The following is a 17,941-nucleotide window of genomic DNA, read 5'->3' on the forward strand; positions in this document are numbered from 1 at the left end:
GGGGCCCGCACCGCGCCCGCACCGCGCCTGCTCAGCGCAGCGTCGCGACCATCGTCTCCGCGTCGCCGCGGTCGGCCACCGCGCTGAAGCCCTCACTCCGGTAGAGCCGGCGGGCGAAGTTGTCCGTCGACACGTTGAGCGAGATGCGCGCGTAGCCGGCGGCGCGCGCCTGGTCCAGTGCGGCGCGCAGCAGCCCACGCCCGATGCCCTGCGCGCGCCAGACCGGGCGCACGCCGAGGGTCAGCTCGGGCACGCCCGCGGCGACGAAGCCGCGGCCGGGTGCGGCGGCGCTGAAGAGGCGGAACCAGCAGGCGCCGATCCGCTCGCCGTCGACGGTCTCGGCGACCGAGCCCAGATCGCCGGGGCGGGGCCAGCCGGCGACGTAGCGGCGGGTCGACTCCTCCTCGAGGACGTCGATGCGGGTGCGGGCCGACGTCCAGTTCCAGTTCGCCGCGTCGACGAGCATGTCGGCGAGGAAGGGGGCGTCCTCGCGGCGGGCGGGGCGGATCGAGTGGTCCATGCGCGGTCTCCGTGGGGGATCGGGTCTGGCATGAGGTGCGGACGGGTGCCCGGGGGTGGGGGACGGTACGGGAGCGGGTCGGAGCGTCGGGGGCACTCCGTCCGGGGGTCAGGCCTCGATGACCAGGGGGAGGATCATCGGGCGGCGCCGGTAGGTGGTGTTCACCCAGCGGCCGACGACGCGGCGGATGCTCTGCGAGAGCGCGTGCTGGTCGCTGACTCCGCTCTGCACCGCCTCCTCGAGGGCCTTCGCGATGCGCGGCTTCACGTCGTCGAAGACGCTGTCGTCCTCCGCGAAGCCCTTGGCGTGGATCTCGGGACCGACCACGATCCGGCCGGTGCCCGCCTCCACGACCACGATGATCGAGATGAAGCCCTCCTCGCTGAGGATGCGGCGGTCCTTGAGGTCCGCGTCGGTGATCTCGCCGACGGACGAGCCGTCGACGTAGACGAAGCCGAGGTCGAGCTGGCCGGCCACGGTCACCACGCCGTCGCGGAGGTCGAGCACCGTGCCGTCCTCGGCGATGATCGTGTTCTCCTCCGCGATGCCGGTGGCCTGCGCGAGCTTCGCGTTCGCGACGAGGTGGCGGTACTCGCCGTGCACCGGCAGGACGTTGAGCGGCTTGAGGATGTTGTAGCAGTAGATCAGCTCGCCGGCGGCGGCGTGGCCCGACACGTGCACCTTCGCGTTGCCCTTGTGCACGACGGTGGCGCCGAGCCTGGTCAGGCCGTTGATCACGCGGTAGACGGCGTTCTCGTTGCCGGGGATGAGGCTCGACGCGAGGATGACGGTGTCGCCCTCGCCGGGCTGGATCTGGTGGTCGAGGTTCGCCATCCGGCTGAGCACCGCCATCGGCTCGCCCTGGGAGCCGGTGGACATGTAGACGATCTCGTCCTCGGGGATGTCGCCCGCCTTCTTGACGTCGATCAGCACGCCCTCCGGCACCTTGAGGTACCCCAGGGTGGCGGCGATGCCCATGTTGCGCACCATCGAGCGGCCGAGCAGCGCCACGCGGCGGCCGTTGGCGTGCGCGGCGTCGAGCACCTGCTGCACGCGGTGCACGTGGCTGGAGAAGCTCGCCACGATGACCCGGCGGGTCGCCTTCGCGATCACGCTCTCGATGACCGGGCCGATGTCGCGCTCGTTCGGCGTGAAGCCGGGCACGTCGGCGTTGGTCGAGTCGACCATGAACAGGTCGATGCCCTCCTCGCCGAGGCGGGCGAAGGCGCGGAGATCGGTGATGCGCCCGTCGAGCGGGAGCTGGTCCATCTTGAAGTCGCCGGTGTGCAGCACGGAGCCCGCGTCGGTGATGATCGCGACGGCGAGCGCGTCCGGGATGGAGTGGTTGACCGCCACGAACTCGAGCTCGAAGGGGCCGAGGTTCTCGACGTCGCCCTCCTTCACCGTCAGCGTGTAGGGCTTGATCCGGTGCTCCTTCAGCTTCGCCTCGACCAGCGCGAGCGTCAGGGTCGAGCCGATCAGCGGGATGTCCCGCTTGAGCTTGAGGAGGTAGGGGACGGCACCGATGTGGTCCTCGTGGCCGTGGGTCAGCACGACGCCGACGATGTCCTCGAGGCGGTCCTTGATCGGGGTGAAGTCGGGGAGGATCAGGTCCACGCCCGGCTGGTTCTCCTCCGGGAAGAGCACGCCGCAGTCGACCACGAGGATCTTGCCGTCGATCTCGAAGACCGTCATGTTGCGGCCGATCTCGCCGAGGCCGCCGAGCGGGATGATCCGCAGCGTGCCCGCCTCGAGCGCGGCAGGAGTGATCACGGGACTGGGCATGCGCCCTCCTCTTCCTCGGTCGGGAGTCGTCCGTGCCGCTCGTGCGGCGTCAGCGTGTGGTGCCGGCGACCTTCGGCAGCGCGCCGCCCGCGGCGGCGTTGCGGTCGGGCCGGAAGTTGCGGAAGTCGACACCGGGGATGTCGCGGACGAGGCCGAGCTCGTCCTCGATCAGGGCGGCCTCCGACTCCTCGGGGCCGACCAGCGGCAGGCGCACGCGGGGCGAGGAGATGCGGCCGAGGCCGTGCAGGATGTACTTCGCCGCGACGGTGCCGGGGACGTGCGTCATCACCGCGCGCACGAGCGGCTCGAGCTGCTGGTGGGCGAGGGTGGCGGCCCTGAGGTCGCCGGAGTTCACGGCGTCGACGATGGTGCGGTAGGGCGAGGCGGCGATGTTGGCGGTGACGCCGATCAGGCCGGTGGCGCCGATGGCCAGCTCGGGCAGGACGTTGGCGTCGTCGCCGCAGAAGTACATCAGGTCGGTCTGGTTGAGGACGCGGCTGACCTCGGAGAGATCGCCCTTGGCGTCCTTCACGGCGAGGATGTTGGGGTGCTTGGCCGCGCGGAGGATCGTCTCGTAGCGGATGGGCACGCCGGTGCGGCCGGGGATGTCGTAGAGGATGACCGGGAGGTCGGTCGCGTCGGCGATCATCCGGAAGTGCGTGAGGATGCCGGCCTGGGTGGGCTTGTTGTAGTACGGCGTGACGATCATGTTGCCGTCGGCGCCGGCCTTCTCGCTCTGGCGGGCGAGCTGCATCGCGTGCGCGGTCTCGTTCGAGCCGCCGCCGGTGATGATCTTCGCGCGTCCCGCGGCGACGGACTTGCCGACCTCGACGAGCCGGATCTTCTCCGGGTCGGTGAGGGTGCTGGTCTCGCCGGTGGTGCCGGTGACGACGATGCCGTCGGCGCCCTTCGCGATGCAGTCGTCGATGTGCTTCTCGACGCCGGGCCAGTCGACCTCGCCGTCGGCGGTGAACGGGGTGACCAGGGCGACCAGGACCTGGCCGAAAGGATTCTCCGGAGTTGACACGAGCCCAGGGTAACGGGTCGGCGGCCGCGGGCTCGTGGCGTTCTGATCCGCGGGTGCCGGCCGGGTCTGCGGGCTCTCGTTCGATCTGCAGGAGTCTCCGAGCCGAACGGGTCTTCAACCGCGCCGGAGACCTCGACGGGGAACCGAACACCTGCAGATCGAACGGATCCGCGCCGTGCGCAGACGGACGGAGTCAGGTGCGGACGTGATCCCCGCGGGAGAGGGCGGCGAGGATGTCGGCCTCCATGAAGGGCCGGTCATCGAGGACGAGGGAGGTGCGGTAGTGGCGGACGCGGTAGCCGAGCAGGCCGAGCTCGACATCGCGCCGGTTGTCGTGCTCGGGATCGTGGAACGCAGCACCGTCCACCTCGAGGGCGAGCACCTCGCCGAGCAGGAAGTCGATGCGCCGGCGGCCGATGCGCACCTGCTGGCGGAAGGCGATCCCGAGAGTTCGCAGCCGGAAGGCGACCATTGACTCCAGCCCGCTCTCGGAGGACGAACCGGCCCGGCGGAGGAGCCGCCGGAGCGTCGTCGGCAGCCGAGCCAGGATCCGCGCTCGGCCTGCGGAGTCGAGGAGCCGCCGGTGCAGCGCCGATTCCAGGAGGACGAAGGCGAACTCGGCGCCCTGGCAGGCCGCCGCCTCGACGACGCAGTCCTCGAGCGCCTGGACCAGCGCGGAGGGTCGCGGTGCCTCCTTCGACCAGTGGACGACGACGTCGGGATCATGGGAGAGCCGGACGGCGTGACGGTCCGGATCACGGAGTCGTGAGGTGTGGGCACCGACGGCGACGTGCAGGCCGCGGAAGCGCGGGACCCAGAGCCCGTGCGCGACGGCGGCGTTCGCGCAGGCGAGGGCCCCGCCGACGCGGAAGGCGCGCTCGATTCCGGTGTCGACTCCGGGAAGGGCGTACCAGCCCTTCCGGACGCGGAGGAGCGCTCCGGTCTTCACCGCCTCGCGGAGCTCGCGTGCGGAGGAGCCCTCGCGGAGGAACTGCTCGGTCTTCACCAGGCCTCCGGCGCGGAGGACGGAGCCGGAGGACGCGCGCACAGGGAGAGCGTGGCCGCGCAGGAAGGGCGCGCGGGCGGCGCACACTGCGATCGGTGGACAATTTGCCGCCACGGCTCCTGTGGAGGGGGACGCTTTCGCGGGGAGTGGTGCGATGTGCAGGCGATCCCGGCCCGCCCGGGCCTACTCGCGCGGCTCGAGGCGGCTTCGTCGTCGGATCGCCTGCAGATCGGACGAGCACCTGCACAGCGGAGAAGCACCTGCAGAGCGGACGGGCGCGGGGAGTGCGGGCAGGGACGCTGCTAGGGGGCGACGCGGCCGTTCGCGGTGAAGGCGGCGGCGGTGAGGGGCATGAGCTGCTCGAAGTGCTGCTCCATCTGCTCGGCCGCCATCTCGATCTCGCGCTGCGGGAAGGAGGGGAACGTCGAGTCCTCGCGCTTGGTGCGCAGGGAGAGGAAGTTCATCAGCGAGCGGGCGTTCAGCGTCACGTACATCGAGGAGTAGATGTTGAGCGGCAGAACGATGCGGGCGACCTCTCGGGCGACGCCCTCGCCGAGCATCCGCTGGTACGCCTCGAAGGCCTGGGTGCTGGCGCGGCGCGTCTCGGCGACGACGAGCTCCGTCTGCTCGGGGGTGCCGGGCTCGAAGGAGTAGGCGCCGGGCTTGCCGACCTGGACGAGGTTGCGCTGCGGGCCGGGCACGTAGAAGACGGGGCGGAGCTCGCGGTAGCGGCCCGACTCCTCGTTGTAGGAGGCGATGCGGTGCCGCATGAACTCGCGGAAGACGAAGATCGGCGCCTGCACGTAGAAGGTCATCGAGTTGTGCTCGAAGGGCGAGCCGTGGCGGTCGCGCATCAGGTAGTTGATCAGGCCGCGGTCGCGCTTGCCCTGCAGCTCGCTGTCGGCCGACTCCTCGTCGAGGGCGCCGGCGAGGGTCTTCTCGCCCTGCGTCGAGACGCGGGCGGCGAAGAGCACGTCGGAGTCGTGGGCACTGGAGCGGACGAGCTCGACCACGACATCGGAGCGGAAAACGGGGCTGTCGGGTTCGCTCTGCTCGGTCACGGCTTCGACGATAGAGCACGGTCCGTCGACGCAGAGCGCAATGAACGGGCGTGCAGGGACGCCGGCGCCTACCGTGATCGCGTGGACCCTCTTCAGATCGCGGCCGCCCTGCTCGGTCTCGTCGCGCTCGGAACCGCCCTCGGGCTGCTCCGGCGGCGCGCGGCCGGGCGTGTCCGCGCCCGGCCCGCCGCCTCCGCCGAGCGCATCGATCCGGCCGCGCTGGTCGACGGCGCGGTCCTCGGCCCGCGAGCGACGATCGTGCAGTTCTCCACCGAGTACTGCGCCCGCTGCCCGGCGGTGCACCGGATGCTCGCCGACGTGTCCGCCGGTCGCGACGGCGTCGTGCACCTCGACGTCGACCTGACCCGCCGGGCGGACCTGGCCGACCGCTTCCGCATCCTGCAGACCCCGACCCTGCTCGTGCTCGACGCCGACGGCGTGGCCCGCAGCCGCATCGCCGGCGCTCCGGCCCGCGCCGTCGTCCTCGCCGAGCTCGACCGACTGGAGACAGCATGACCACCGCCCCGCCCGCCGACTCCGTCGATCCGCGTGGACCGCGCTTCGCCGCCTCCGTCACCGCCGTGCTGCTGCTCGCGACCGTGGGGCTCGGGCTCGCGGCGCCGGTGCCGGCGGACTCCGTCGCCCGGCTCGTCCAGCCCGGCTTCCTGCTGCTGGCGGTCCTCGCGGCGCTGTTCGCCTGGTCGGCCTCCCGCGGTGTCGGCTCGGGGCCCTGGGCGGTCGTCTTCCGCCGCCTCCTCCGGCCCCGCCTCGCTCCGCCGACGGAGTGGGAGGACGCCCGCCCGCCGCGCTTCGCCCAGCTGGTCGGGCTGCTCGTCACCGCCGCGGGAGTCGTCCTGCACCTCGCCGGAGTGCCGGGCGCGGTCCCCGTCGCCGCCGCGATCGCCTTCCTCGCCGCCTTCCTCAACGCGGCGTTCGGCCTCTGCCTGGGCTGCGAGCTCTACCTGCTCCTGGTGCGCGCCGGGGTCCTCGGCCGCACGGCCGGCTCCCGGGCCTGAGGCCCTAGGCTGAATCCCGCTTCGCGGGCGGCCCGCGACGGGCCTCGGGAGGCACCATGAGCGAATCGACCGCACGGCACTCGGACCAGGACGGCACCGGCGGCGCCGGCGACTCCCCCCGGCGCTCGACCCACACGGCGTCACCGCGGCCTGCCGTGCCGCCCGGCGAGGCGCAGGACACGGCGACCCGCGCACAGGAGGAGCACGCGGCTCCGAAGCGCCTGCGGGTCCTGATCTCCGGGGCGAGCGGCATGATCGGCTCGGAGCTGGTGCGCCAGCTCCGCTCGGACGGGCACGAGATCTTCCGCCTGGTCCGCCACGCCCCGACCAGCCCGGACGAGTTCCACTGGGCGCCCGCCTCGCACATGCTCGACTTCAGCGTGCTCGACCGCGTCGACGCCGTGATCAACCTCTCGGGCGCCTCGATCAGCCGCCTCCCGTGGACCTCCTCGTACAAGCGCGAGATCCTCGATTCGCGGGTGCAGGCCACGCAGACCATCACCGACGCGATGCGGATGGCGTCCACTCCCCCGTCGATCCTGCTGAACGCCTCGGCCGTCGGCTACTACGGCGACCGGCCGGGCGAGGAGCTGACGGAGGAGTCCCCCCGCGGCGAGGGCTTCCTCGCCGACGTCGTCGAGCGCTGGGAGCAGGCGGCGCTGCTCGCTCCCGAGACCGCGCGCGTCGTGACGGTGCGCACCGGGCTCGTGCTCGGGAACGGCGGCGCGCTGAAGCCGCTGCTGCCGCTGACGAAGCTGGGACTGAGCGGCCCGCTGGGCGGCGGACAGCAGTACTGGCCGTGGATCAGCCACTACGACGAGGCCGCCGCGATCCGGCACCTGCTGACCTCGTCGCTGTCCGGCCCGGTCAACCTCGCGGGGCCCGAGGCCGCGACGGCGAACGAGGTCATGAGCACCCTGGCCGAGCTGCTGCACCGGCCGTTCAAGCTGCCCGTCCCCGAGAAGATCATCGAGCTCGCACTGCGCGACGCGGGGCACGAGCTGCTGCTCTCGAGCCAGCGGCTGGTGCCGCAGCGGCTGCTCGACGACGGCTTCGTCTTCCGGCACCGCAAGGTCGCCGAGGCGCTGCAGGCGGTGCTGGCGGACTGAGCGCCGCCGATCAGGCGGGCCGCTCGCGCTCCAGGGCGATCGAGCGGCGGATCGCCCCGCGGGCGCGCTTGCGGTCACCGCTCGCGTCGTAGGCGAGGCCGAGCCGGTACCAGGCACGCCAGCTCTCGGGGTCCTCGTCGACATCGGCCGCGTAGCGCGGGAACAGCGCGTCGGCCTCGGTCCGGTCGATTCGGCCGGTCGCGCTGGATTCGAGGACCTCGGAGGGCAGGGCGTCCTCGGACTCGAGGCGCCGGGCCAGCTTCTCGGCCCGGACGCCGAAGGAGATCTCGCGCACGAGACCCCAGACGCCGACCCCGCCGAGGACGAGCAGGCCGACGCCCATCACGATGCCCGGCACCGTTCCGGCGGCGAAGGCGACGTACGAGTACTGCAGGCAGACGAAGAGGTAGAGCGCGAGGAGGACGGCCATCAGGCCGACGCCGATGCGGGTCGTCACGGGGCGCTCGTGGCGGCCGCGGCCTGGCCGGAGGGCGCGTCGTCGCTGATCGCCGGCTCGTCGCGGACCTGCTCGGCCAGGGGTGCGGCGTCGAAGGCGGCGCGGAGGTCGATCAGCGCGTCGAGGCCGACGACCACGCCGGTGGTGCTGCGGACGGCGTCGAGGGCACGGAGGATGCCGGCCTCGTAGGACGCGGAGGACGTGGTGTCGTGGCGGATCGTGACCGTCTCGCCGGTGCCGCCGAAGACCACCTCCTGGCGCGCCTCGACCCCGGGCAGGCGCAGGCTGTGCACCGGGATGCTCGCCACCTGCTGGCCGCGGGCGCGCTGGTCGGTGTGCGGCGCCTGGACGGGGCCCAGCTCGGCGCGCGCGCGGAGCAGCAGCTCGGCGGTGCGCACGGCGGTGCCGGAGGGCGAGTCGACCTTGCGCGCGCCGTGGGTCTCGACGATCTCGACCGCGTCGAAGAAGCGCGCCGCGACGGTGGACAGCGCGGTCGCGAGCACCGAGCCGAGCGAGAAGTTGGGGATGATCACGACGCCGGCGCCGGGCTGCGCGTCGACGCTGCGGCGGAGCGCCGCGATGCGATCGCCGGTCCAGCCGGAGGTGCCGACGAGCACCTTCCTGCCGTTCGCGACGGCGAGGTCGACGATCTGCTGGCTGACGGCGGGGAGCGTCATGTCCACGACGACGTCCGCCGCGAGCATCTCGCGCGGGTCGCTGCGCGAGCCGAGCCGGGCGACGAGGTCGAACTCCTCCGAGGCCTCGAGGAGCGAGCAGGTGAGGGAGCCGAGTTTGCCGGTTGCACCGACGACGGCGACGGAGGTGGTCACCCGGCCAGCCTAACGACCGCGGCTGACGCGGGGCTGCTGGTGGCGGTGGATCTCGATACGCCCGCTGCGCGAGCTACTCGATCAGCATGCAGCGCGACCCCTGCTGGTCGAGTAGTCCCGGAGGGGCCTCTTCCCCTGCTGGTCGAGTAGCCCCGGAGGGGCGTATCGAGACCGACGTCCTTGAGGGGCGAGCAGCGCAGCTTCCTCGCCGCCGTCGCGGGGGTCAGTAGGACTGGGCCTCGGGGAGGCCGGTGCGCAGCTCGACGGGGAGGTGGGCGAGGTCGTTGTGGACGACGAGGACCGGGGGCTTGCGGGAGCGGACGCGGATGATCGTCAGGCCGCAGTTCGCCTGGTTCACGCCGAGCCAGCGCCAGTCCGGGGCGTCGAACACGTGCCGGACGAACCAGCCGATGACGAAGTTGTGCGTGATGAGCAGGTCGTGGCGGTCCTCGCGGGACGGGGCGAGGAACTCGGCCACGGCGTCCTGCATCTGCGCGTGCCCGGCGTCGATCTCGGCCGGGGTGACGCTGCCGAAGAAGGGCTCGAAGGCGCGCGGCATGTCCGGGGTCGGGCCGGAGGGGATGCAGTCGAACAGCAGCGAGGACGGCTCGATCGACAGCCCCGGCAGGACCGCCTGAAAGCGTGCGGCGGTCTCCTCCGCCCGGCGCAGCGGCGAGTGCCACGCCCCGGTGAAGGGGACGCCGCCGAGCCGCTCGGCGATGAGCCGGGCCTGGCGCTCGCCGCGGGCCGACAGCGGCCCGTCGGGCATGCCGTGCTCGGCGTCCTGCTGCTCGCCGTGGCGGACGAGGTAGATGTAGTGGGACACGGAGGTCCTCCCTGGTGCGGCGCGACGGTGCGCGGTCAGCGGGTGTTCTCGGAGCGGGTCAGGCCGCGGGAGTGGTCTCGATCTCGGCGATGCCGGCGAAGGTCGACTCGTCGACCGCTCCGACGGCCGAGATCGACGACGGCCCCCGGGCCAAGTCTGCCGCGAGTGCCTGGACGTCCTCCGCGCCGACGAGGGCGAGTCGGCGCAGGCTCTCGTCGAGGTCGACGAACTCGCCGAAGGTCAGCTCGGAGCGGCCGAGCCGCGACATCCGGGTGTCCGAGTCCTCCAGGGCGAGCGCTGCCGCGCCGGAGAGCTGGCCGCGGGCGCGGGCGAGCTCGTCGGCGGTGACGCCGTGCTCGGCCAGCCGCGTGAACTCGGCCAGCAGCAGCTCGGCGACGGTGCCCGCCTTCGACGGCGTGCAGGCCGCGTAGAGGCCGAAGAGGCCCGCGTCGGAGTAGGACGGGGCGAACGAGTAGACGGAGTAGGCCAGGCCGCGCTTCTCGCGCACCTCCTGGAAGAGGCGCGAGGACATGCCGCCGCCAAGGATGGAGTTGAGCACGCCCATCGTCATCCGCCGGTCGTCCGCGGCGGCCAGGCCGGGGAAGCCGATCAGCAGGTTCGCCTGCTCGGTCGGGCGGTGGGTGATCGAGAGGGCGGTGCCGCGGGTGAAGACGGCCGAGCCGCCGACGCGGCGCTCGACCGGCGCGGACGGGGTGCTGAGGTCCCAGCCGTCGGCGGCGAGGACGCGCTCGAGCTGCGCGACGAGCACCTCGTGGTCGACCGCTCCCGCGACCGTGACGACGAGGTCGCGCGGGCGGTAGGCGGCGCGGTAGTGCGCCCAGACGGCGTCCCGGGTGGCCTCGCCGATGATGGCGGGGGTGCCGCCGATCGGGCGCCCGAGCGGGTGCTCGCCGAAGACGGCCTCGAAGAGCCGCTCGCTGGCGACGTCGGCCGGGTCGTCGTCGGCCATCGCGAGCTCCTCGAGGATGACGCCCCGCTCGGTCTCGAACTCGGCCGGGTCGAGCAGGCTCGACGTGACCATGTCGCCGATGACCTCGACCGCCATCGGCAGATCGCGGTCCTGCACCTTGGCGTAGTAGCAGGTGTACTCCTTGGCGGTCAGCGCGTTGTGCTCGCCGCCGACCGAGTCGAAGGCGACCGCGATGTCGAGCGCCGACCGGGTGCCCGTGCCCTTGAAGAGCAGGTGCTCGAGGAAGTGCGTGGAGCCGAAGTTGGACGGCACGGCGGGACGGCCGTCGACCGCGGGCAGGGCGGGCGCCTCGTCGCGGGAGCCGGCTGCGACCCAGAAGCCGATCGTCGCGCTGCGGGCCCCGGGCATCGCCTCGCTGAGGATGCGGACACCGCTCGAGAGGACGGTCCGGCGGACGAGCGAGCCGCCGGCGGCCCCGATGGTCGTCTCCGGCTGTTCGAGAGGGAGTGCGACACCGTGGTTCATCCGGCACAGCCTAGGCCACCTGCACCGGATGATCCCTGCGCGACCCGTCAGCGGCGGGCGCGCTCCAGCGCCGCCAGGTGCCCGGCGTCGAGCTCGAGCGAGACGGCGCGCACCACGGCGTCGACGTCGGCCGGAGAGCGTGGGGCGACCGCAGCCGCGGTCACTCCCGGCCGGGAGAGCAGCCAGGCCAGTGCGACGGCGGCCGGGGTGGCCGAGAGCTCGGCGCCGATGGCGTCGAGGGCGACCAGCACGCGCCGCCCGCGCCGCCCGACGTGGGCGGCGGCGAGGACGCCGTCGGGGAGCCGGCCGAGCTGCCGGCGGCCTCGCTCGACGCCGTCGAGGAAGCCGTGCGCGAGCGGCGCCGTGCAGAGCAGCGAGAGACCCTGGCCGGCCGCGACCAGACCGAGGTCGCCGTCCGCCCGGGTGCTGTCGAGCAGGCTGTAGGGCAGCTCGACGCCGGCGAACCGCGGGTGGCCGTGGCCGGCGAGCACGCGCGCCTCGAAGAGCTCCTCGGCGGCGAACCCCGAGGCGACGGCGGTGCCGACGAGCCCGCGGGCGAGCAGCACCTCGACGGCGCTGAGCAGCTGGTCGAGCCGGCCGGCACCGTCGGGGCGGACCGCGAGGACGTCGAGTCGCTCGGCTCCGAGCCGCCGGAGCGACTCCTCGACGCGGGTCACCAGGGCGCGCGGGGAGGCGACGGCGGACGGGGAGCCGCCGAAGCGGCCGAGCAGCCGGAACCGATCGCGGTCGCGGTGCCCGGCGAGCCAGGCGCCGACCCGCTCCTCCCCCGTCGCGGTTCCGACCGTGTCCGCGACGACGACGCCGTCGCCGCCCCAGGCCGCGAAGCGCTCGAGCAGCTCGGGGCCGCCGACCTCGCGCCGCGCGAGCGCTGCGGCGTCGAGGACGAGCGGGAAGAGGGCCTCGGCCGTGTCGCCGAGAGAGCGCCGGAGGGCGGCGGGGGCCACGACGGGCCCGCTGTCCGCGAGGGGCGGATGCGCCGCGGTGCCGCGCATCGTCCGAGCGCCGGAGCCGGCCTTCACCCTCGCCACTCGTCCACTCCCCCGCGGCGGTCGGGTCCGCCGAGACCGAGGGTATCCGAGCGCGGCGGGCGCCTCGCGGGGCGCCCGGGAACGCTTAACCCGATCGTTACACGGTGTTCTCCGGCGGTCTCGCGAGGGCGGCCGGCGACGGTGCGGCGACCCCGCCGGCGTCGGTGGTGGCGGCTAGATTCGGGCCATGGAGCCCCTCACCCCGACCCCCGCGACGCCCTGGTGGACGAGCGCGGTCGTCTACCAGATCTACCCCCGCTCGTTCGCCGACTCGAACGGCGACGGGTTCGGCGACCTCGGCGGCATCCGCGCGCATCTCGACCACCTCGCCGACCTCGGCGTGGACGTCGTCTGGCTGTCGCCGGTCTACCCGTCGCCCCAGCACGACAACGGCTACGACATCTCGGACTACCAGGACATCGACCCGCTGTTCGGCTCGCTCGAGGAGTTCGACCTGCTCCTCGCCGAGGCGCACGAGCGCGGCATCAAGCTGGTGATGGACCTCGTGGTGAACCACACCAGCGACGAGCACGCCTGGTTCGTGCAGTCGCGCTCGTCGCAGGAGGACGCGAAGCGCGACTGGTACTGGTGGCGGCAGGGGCGCGAGAACGCGCCTCGGGAGGCGCCGCTCGCGCCGGACGCCGAGCTCGAGGCCACCGCCGCCGCGAGCCTCGACGTCGCCGAGCCCAACGGCTGGCGCTCCTACTTCTCCGGCCCGGCCTGGACCCTCGATCCGGCGACCGACGAGTACTTCCTGCACCTCTTCGCGGTGCAGCAGCCCGACCTCAACTGGGAGAACCCGGAGGTCCGGCACGCGGTGCACGCGATGATGAACTGGTGGCTCGACCGCGGGGTCGACGGCTTCCGGATGGACGTCATCAACCTGGTCTCGAAGAACGTCGAGGAGATCGACGGGCCGGGCGGCGGCTCCGGGATCGTCGGCGGGGTGGGCCCCCGGCTGCACGAGTACCTCCGGGAGATGAACGAGGCCGTCTTCGCCGGGCGCGAGGGCGCCCTGATGACGGTCGGCGAGATGCCGGGCGTCACGCTCGAGGAGGCCGTGCTCGTCACCGACCCGGAGCGGCGCGAGCTCGACATGGTCTTCCAGTTCGAGCACGTCGGCATCGACCACGGCGTCGACAAGTTCCACCCGGTCCCGCTCGATCTCGTCGCCCTGAAGGCGAATCTCGCCCGCTGGCAGGACGGGCTGGCGGAGCGCGGCTGGAACAGCCTCTACCTCGGCAACCACGACCAGCCCCGGCTGGTGTCCCGCTTCGGCGACGACGCCACCTGGCGCTACGAGTCGGCCACGCTCTGGGCGACGCTCCTGCACCTGCAGCGCGGCACGCCGTACATCTACCAGGGCGACGAGATCGGCATGACCAACGTGCCGTTCGCCGGCATCGAGGACTTCCGCGACGTCGAGTCGCTGAACTACTACGCCGAGGCGGTGGAGGAGCGCGGCGAGGACCCGGAGCAGGTGCTCGCGGGCCTGCGCGCGCAGAGCCGCGACAACGCGCGGACGCCGGTGCAGTGGGACGGCGGACCGCAGGCCGGCTTCACGACGGGCGAGCCGTGGATCCCGGTCAACCCGAACCACGTCGAGGTGAACGTCGCGGCCGACCGTGCGGCGGAACGCTCCGTCTTCGAGTACTACCGCGCGCTGATCGCGCTGCGGCACGAGGACGAGACGGTGCAGCTGGGCCGCTTCGCCCTGCTCGAGGCCGAGCATCCGACGCTCTTCGCGTTCACCCGCACCGGAGCGAGCGAGCTCCTCGTGGTCGGCAACGTCTCCGGCGAGCCGCTCGAGGTCGCGCTGCTCGAGGGGTGGGCCGCAGCCGAGACGGTGCTGGGCAACGTCGCGGGCGCGTCGGGGTCGACGCTCGGGCCGTGGGAGGCGCGCATCCTGCGTCGCTGACCGCCGGCCCGGCAGCGCCCCTGCTCCGACGGGGCGCTGCCGGGCCGGCCTGTGCTGCCGGCCGACCCGTGGGGGCGCCGCTCAGGCGGAGGCGCGGTCGAGCTGGGCGATCTCGCTCCGGGTGATCGGCAGCGTCGCCGCGCCGAAGATCGACGCCAGCTCCTCGGCGCCGCGGGCGCGCACGATCACGGCCGAGACCTCCTGGTGCGCGAGCACCCAGGCGAGCGCGGCGGTGCCGGGGTTGCTGCCGTGCGCCTCCGCGACCTCGTCGAGCGCCGCGAGCACCTTGTTGCCGTGCCGGCCGACGTAGTCGAGCGCGGCCTCGAACATGACCGACTCCGGCTCGTCGGAGCGGTGGCGCAGCCGCCCGGTGAGGTAGCCGCTCGCGAGCGGCAGGCGGGCGAGGGTGCCGAGACCTTGGCGGAGCACTTCGGGGGCGACGTCGGCCTCGTAGTGCTTGCGCTCCATCAGGTTGTACTCGGCGATCACCGCGGTGAAGGCGGGCAGGCCGAGGTCGCGGGCGGCCGCCTCCGCCTCGGCCAGGGCGGCGCCGCTGAAGTGGGCCGCACCGAGGGCGCCGACCGAGCCGTTCTCGATGAACGGGGCGACGGCGGCGAGGCTCTCGGCGATCGGGACCTCCGGGTCCTCGCTGTCGAAGGAGAGCAGGTCGATCCGGGTGCCGAGCCGCTCGAGGCAGCCCTCGATCGCGACCCGCACGTCCTCGGCCGCGAGGCCCGGGGCGTCGGGGTGGCGGCCGACCTTGGTGGCGACGAGCAGCTCGTCGCGCCGGGTGGACTGCTCGAGCCAGCGGCCGATCATGTACTCGCTGCGCCCGGTGGCGTAGTGGTCGGCGGTCGAGATCAGCGTCCCGCCGAGCTCGGCGAAGGCGTCGAGGACCTCGGTGGTCTCGTCGATGCTCGCGGCCCAGCCGAAGACGGAGCCGTCGAGGGCGACCGGGTGCACGGGCAGACCGGTGGCTCCGAGGAGGCGGGGCGGAAGGGGCGTCTCCGGCGCGAGGGCCGGGGGCGTCGAGTCGGTCACGGGGTCCTCCGGTCGGGGCGGTGCGACGGCACGGTCCCGCCACCGTACCCCACGGACGACGGGCCGCCGGGCCACCGCGGTGCAGCCGCACCCGGGAACGACGGACGCACGCCCCACCGGAGTGGGACGGCCATTACCCCGGGAACGACGGACGCCCGCCCCACCGGAGTGGGACGGGCGTCGGTCGTGCGGGAGGGATCAGCTCTCGGCGGGGACCTCGACGGGCGCCTCGGCGTCCTCGGCCACGACGGGCGCGAGGGACAGCTTGCCGCGGTCGTCGATCTTGGTGATCGAGACGAGCAGCTTCTGGCCGACTCCGAGGACGTCCTCGACGTTCTCGACGCGCTTGCCACCGGCGAGCTTGCGGACCTCGCTGATGTGCAGCAGGCCGTCCTTGCCGGGGAGGAGCGAGACGAACGCGCCGAAGGTCGCGATCTTGACGACGGTTCCGAGGAACTGCTCGCCGACCTCGGGGTTGGTCGGGTTCGCGATCGCGTTGACCTGGGCACGAGCGGCCTCGGCCGACGGTCCGTCGACGGCGCCGATGTAGACGGTGCCGTCCTCCTCGATGGAGATGTCGGCGCCGGTCTCGTCCTGGATCGCGTTGATCGTCTTGCCCTTGGGGCCGATCAGCTCGCCGATCTTGTCGACGGGGATCTGGACCGAGATCACGCGGGGCGCGGTCGGGGCCATCTCGTCGGGCTGGTCGATGGCCGCCGTGAGCACCGCGAGGATCGTGGTGCGGGCGTCCTTGGCCTGCTTGAGCGCGGCATCGAGGACCGACGACGGGATGCCGTCGAGCTTCGTGTCGAGCTGGATGGCCGTGACGTACTCGGAGGTGCCGGCGACCTTGAAGTCCATGTCGCCGAGCGCGTCCTCGGCGCCCAGGATGTCGGTCAGCGCCGCGTAGCGGGTGTGACCGTCGACCACGTCGGAGACGAGGCCCATCGCGATGCCCGCGACCGGGGCGCGCAGCGGCACACCGGCGTTGAGGAGCGACAGGGTCGACGCGCAGACGGAGCCCATCGAGGTGGAGCCGTTGGAGCTGAGCGCCTCGGACACCTGGCGGATCGCGTAGGGGAACTCCTCGCGGCTCGGCAGCACCGGCACGAGGGCGCGCTCGGCGAGGAAGCCGTGCCCGATCTCGCGACGCTTCGGCGACCCGACGCGGCCGGTCTCACCGGTCGAGTAGGGCGGGAAGTTGTAGTGGTGCAGGTAGCGCTTCTTCGTGACGGGCGACAGCGAGTCGATCTGCTGCTCCATCTTGAGCATGTTCAGCGTGGTGACGCCCAGGATCTGGGTCTCGCCGCGCTGGAAGATCGCCGAGCCGTGGACGCGCGGGATGACCTGCACCTCGGCGTCGAGCGGTCGGATGTCGGCCAGGCCGCGGCCGTCGATGCGGACGCCGTCGCGGAGGATGCGGCCGCGGACGACCACCTTCGTGACGGACTTGTACGCGGCGCCGACCTGCGCGAAGGCCTCGGCGGAGAGGCGGCCGGAGGCGATGCGCTCGGCGATCTGCTCCTTGACCTTCGCCTTGAGGGCGTCGTCGGCGTCCTGACGCTCGACCTTGTCGGCGATCTGGTAGACGCGGACGAGCTCGTCGTAGCTGAGCTCGGCGACGTTGTCGTAGGTCTCCTGCGCGTAGGGCAGGAAGACCGGGTAGTCCTTGACCGGCTTCGCGGTCTCGGCGGCCAGCTTCGACTGCGCCTCGACGAGCGCGCGGAGGAAGGGCTTGGCGGCCTCGAGGCCCTGGGCGACGACGGCCTCGTCGGGCTTGGTGGCGCCCGCCTTGATGAGGTTCCACGAGACGTCGGTGGCCTCGGCCTCGACCATCATGATGGCGACGTCCGAGGAGCCGTCCTCGTTGGTGACGACGCGGCCGGCGACGGTGAGGTCGAAGACGGCGTTCTCGAGCTGCGAGGCCTTGGGGAAGGCGACCCACTGGTCGTTGCCGGAGCCGTCGGACATGAGCGCGAGGCGCACACCGGCGACCGGGCCCGAGAAGGGCAGGCCGGAGATCTGGGTCGAGGCGCTCGCGGCGTTGATCGCGAGGGCGTCGTAGAACTCGTCCGGGGCGATGCTGAGGACCGTGATGACGATCTGGACCTCGTTGCGCAGGCCCTCGACGAACGAGGGGCGCAGCGGCCGGTCGATCAGACGGCAGACCAGGATCGCCTCGGTGGAGGGGCGGCCCTCGCGGCGGAAGAACGAGCCGGGGATCTTGCCGGCGGCGTAGGAGCGCTCCTCGACGTCGACGGTCAGCGGGAAGAAGTCGAAGTTGTCCTTCGGGTTCTTCGACGCCGAGGTGGCGGAGAGGAGCATGGTGTCCTCGTCGAGGTACGCGGCGACCGCGCCCTGAGCCTGCTGCGCGAGGCGGCCGGTCTCGAAGCGGACGGTGCGGGTGCCGTACGAGCCGTTGTCGAGAACGGCTTCGGCGAATGTGATTTCAGGACCTTCCAAGAGGTCTGTCTCCTTAACGTCTGCAGCGGCACCCCTCTGGGCGCCGGCGTTCGTCGGAGCGGCATGACGGTCAGGAATCGCACGCGATCCCACGGCAGGGCTTCGCGCCGTGCCGTCGTGTGGAGGGCGTTCGTGCTGGCCACCAGTAGAAGGGCTCCGGGTCTGCCCGACATCGTCCACTGCGCTGCAGCAGCGCGTGATGTCGCGAACCGGGACTCCACCACCGAGGACCAGCTTCCTGCCGGCCTGCTCCGTGGTTCGAACCCGACGGCGACCGGCGGTCGCTTCCGGATTCGGAACCGGTTCATGCTATCAGTGCGGGCCCCGATCGACCAGGAACCGCGGATCCGCCGCGCGGCTCCGGCCCGGGAGCACCG

At 72.6% G+C, this 17,941-nt stretch carries 16 protein-coding genes; 4 read left to right on the plus strand and 12 right to left on the minus strand.

Translation table 11 applies throughout. From position 1 onward, the window contains the following. Positions 1–31: 31 nt before the first annotated feature. From EDF36_RS17310 to thyX, 5 genes are all read right to left on the minus strand, one after another. Complete coding sequence (locus EDF36_RS17310) at positions 32–520, minus strand: GNAT family N-acetyltransferase (RefSeq protein ID WP_123733943.1); 489 nt, start codon at positions 518–520, stop codon at positions 32–34. Positions 521–628: 108 nt separating this feature from the next. Then, on the minus strand, positions 629–2,305 hold the full coding sequence (locus EDF36_RS17315; protein ID WP_123733944.1) for a ribonuclease J: 1,677 nt from the start codon (positions 2,303–2,305) through the stop codon (positions 629–631). A 49-nt stretch (positions 2,306–2,354) separates the two neighbouring features. Beyond that, entirely contained in the window at positions 2,355–3,332 is a 978-nt protein-coding gene (dapA, locus tag EDF36_RS17320) for a 4-hydroxy-tetrahydrodipicolinate synthase (protein ID WP_123704963.1), read from the minus strand. Between the two features lie 193 nt (positions 3,333–3,525). After that, positions 3,526–4,380, minus strand: a complete 855-nt coding sequence (locus EDF36_RS17325; protein WP_148060086.1) for a DUF559 domain-containing protein — start codon at positions 4,378–4,380, stop codon at positions 3,526–3,528. A gap of 260 nt (positions 4,381–4,640) precedes the next feature. Further along, entirely contained in the window at positions 4,641–5,399 is a 759-nt protein-coding gene (thyX, locus tag EDF36_RS17330; RefSeq protein ID WP_123733946.1) for an FAD-dependent thymidylate synthase, read from the minus strand. Between the two features lie 81 nt (positions 5,400–5,480). On the opposite strand from thyX, the gene EDF36_RS17335 reads away from it, so the two are divergent. Genes EDF36_RS17335 through EDF36_RS17345 form a run of 3 tightly spaced genes read left to right on the plus strand, consistent with a single transcriptional unit; the run spans position 5,481 to position 7,524 of the window. Further along, positions 5,481–5,915, plus strand: a complete 435-nt coding sequence (locus tag EDF36_RS17335) for a thioredoxin family protein (protein WP_123733947.1) — start codon at positions 5,481–5,483, stop codon at positions 5,913–5,915. Then, positions 5,912–6,415, plus strand: coding sequence for a DUF4395 domain-containing protein (locus EDF36_RS17340; protein WP_123733948.1), 504 nt, complete (start codon positions 5,912–5,914; stop codon positions 6,413–6,415). The genes EDF36_RS17335 and EDF36_RS17340 overlap by 4 nt, the downstream gene beginning before the upstream one ends. Positions 6,416–6,471: 56 nt before the next feature. Further along, complete coding sequence (locus EDF36_RS17345; protein WP_123733949.1) at positions 6,472–7,524, plus strand: TIGR01777 family oxidoreductase; 1,053 nt, start codon at positions 6,472–6,474, stop codon at positions 7,522–7,524. Positions 7,525–7,534: 10 nt separating this feature from the next. Here the strand turns inward: EDF36_RS17345 and EDF36_RS17350 are convergent, their stop codons facing one another. The 5 genes from EDF36_RS17350 to EDF36_RS17370 form a co-directional block, all read right to left on the minus strand. Then, positions 7,535–7,981 (minus strand): hypothetical protein, encoded by a 447-nt coding sequence (locus EDF36_RS17350; RefSeq protein WP_123733950.1) that lies wholly within the window; start codon positions 7,979–7,981, stop codon positions 7,535–7,537. Then, a complete protein-coding gene (dapB, locus tag EDF36_RS17355) occupies positions 7,978–8,811 on the minus strand; it encodes a 4-hydroxy-tetrahydrodipicolinate reductase (RefSeq protein ID WP_123733951.1) in 834 nt (277 codons plus the stop codon). The genes EDF36_RS17350 and dapB overlap by 4 nt, the downstream gene beginning before the upstream one ends. 223 nt (positions 8,812–9,034) lie before the next feature. After that, positions 9,035–9,637 (minus strand): histidine phosphatase family protein, encoded by a 603-nt coding sequence (locus tag EDF36_RS17360; RefSeq protein WP_123447881.1) that lies wholly within the window; start codon positions 9,635–9,637, stop codon positions 9,035–9,037. A gap of 58 nt (positions 9,638–9,695) precedes the next feature. Beyond that, positions 9,696–11,093, minus strand: a complete 1,398-nt coding sequence (locus EDF36_RS17365; protein WP_123733952.1) for a pitrilysin family protein — start codon at positions 11,091–11,093, stop codon at positions 9,696–9,698. A gap of 47 nt (positions 11,094–11,140) precedes the next feature. Further along, positions 11,141–12,133 carry an aldo/keto reductase gene (locus EDF36_RS17370; protein ID WP_123733953.1) on the minus strand — a complete coding sequence of 331 codons (993 nt, stop codon included), beginning with the start codon at positions 12,131–12,133 and terminating at the stop codon, positions 11,141–11,143. A gap of 196 nt (positions 12,134–12,329) precedes the next feature. On the opposite strand from EDF36_RS17370, the gene EDF36_RS17375 reads away from it, so the two are divergent. Further along, the gene (locus EDF36_RS17375; RefSeq protein WP_123733954.1) at positions 12,330–14,060 is read left to right on the plus strand and encodes an alpha-glucosidase; all 1,731 of its coding nucleotides are present in this window, start codon (positions 12,330–12,332) and stop codon (positions 14,058–14,060) included. Positions 14,061–14,141: 81 nt separating this feature from the next. Here EDF36_RS17375 and EDF36_RS17380 read toward each other — a convergent pair whose 3' ends face one another. Together EDF36_RS17380 and EDF36_RS17385 are read right to left on the minus strand one after the other, a co-directional pair. Then, a complete protein-coding gene (locus EDF36_RS17380; protein ID WP_185020530.1) occupies positions 14,142–15,101 on the minus strand; it encodes an aldo/keto reductase in 960 nt (319 codons plus the stop codon). Positions 15,102–15,299: 198 nt separating this feature from the next. Next, positions 15,300–17,564, minus strand: coding sequence for a polyribonucleotide nucleotidyltransferase (locus EDF36_RS17385; RefSeq protein WP_123447886.1), 2,265 nt, complete (start codon positions 17,562–17,564; stop codon positions 15,300–15,302). Positions 17,565–17,941 lie beyond the last annotated feature (377 nt).

This window comes from Rathayibacter sp. PhB152 (assembly GCF_003751395.1).
Classification (GTDB): domain Bacteria; phylum Actinomycetota; class Actinomycetes; order Actinomycetales; family Microbacteriaceae; genus Rathayibacter; species Rathayibacter festucae.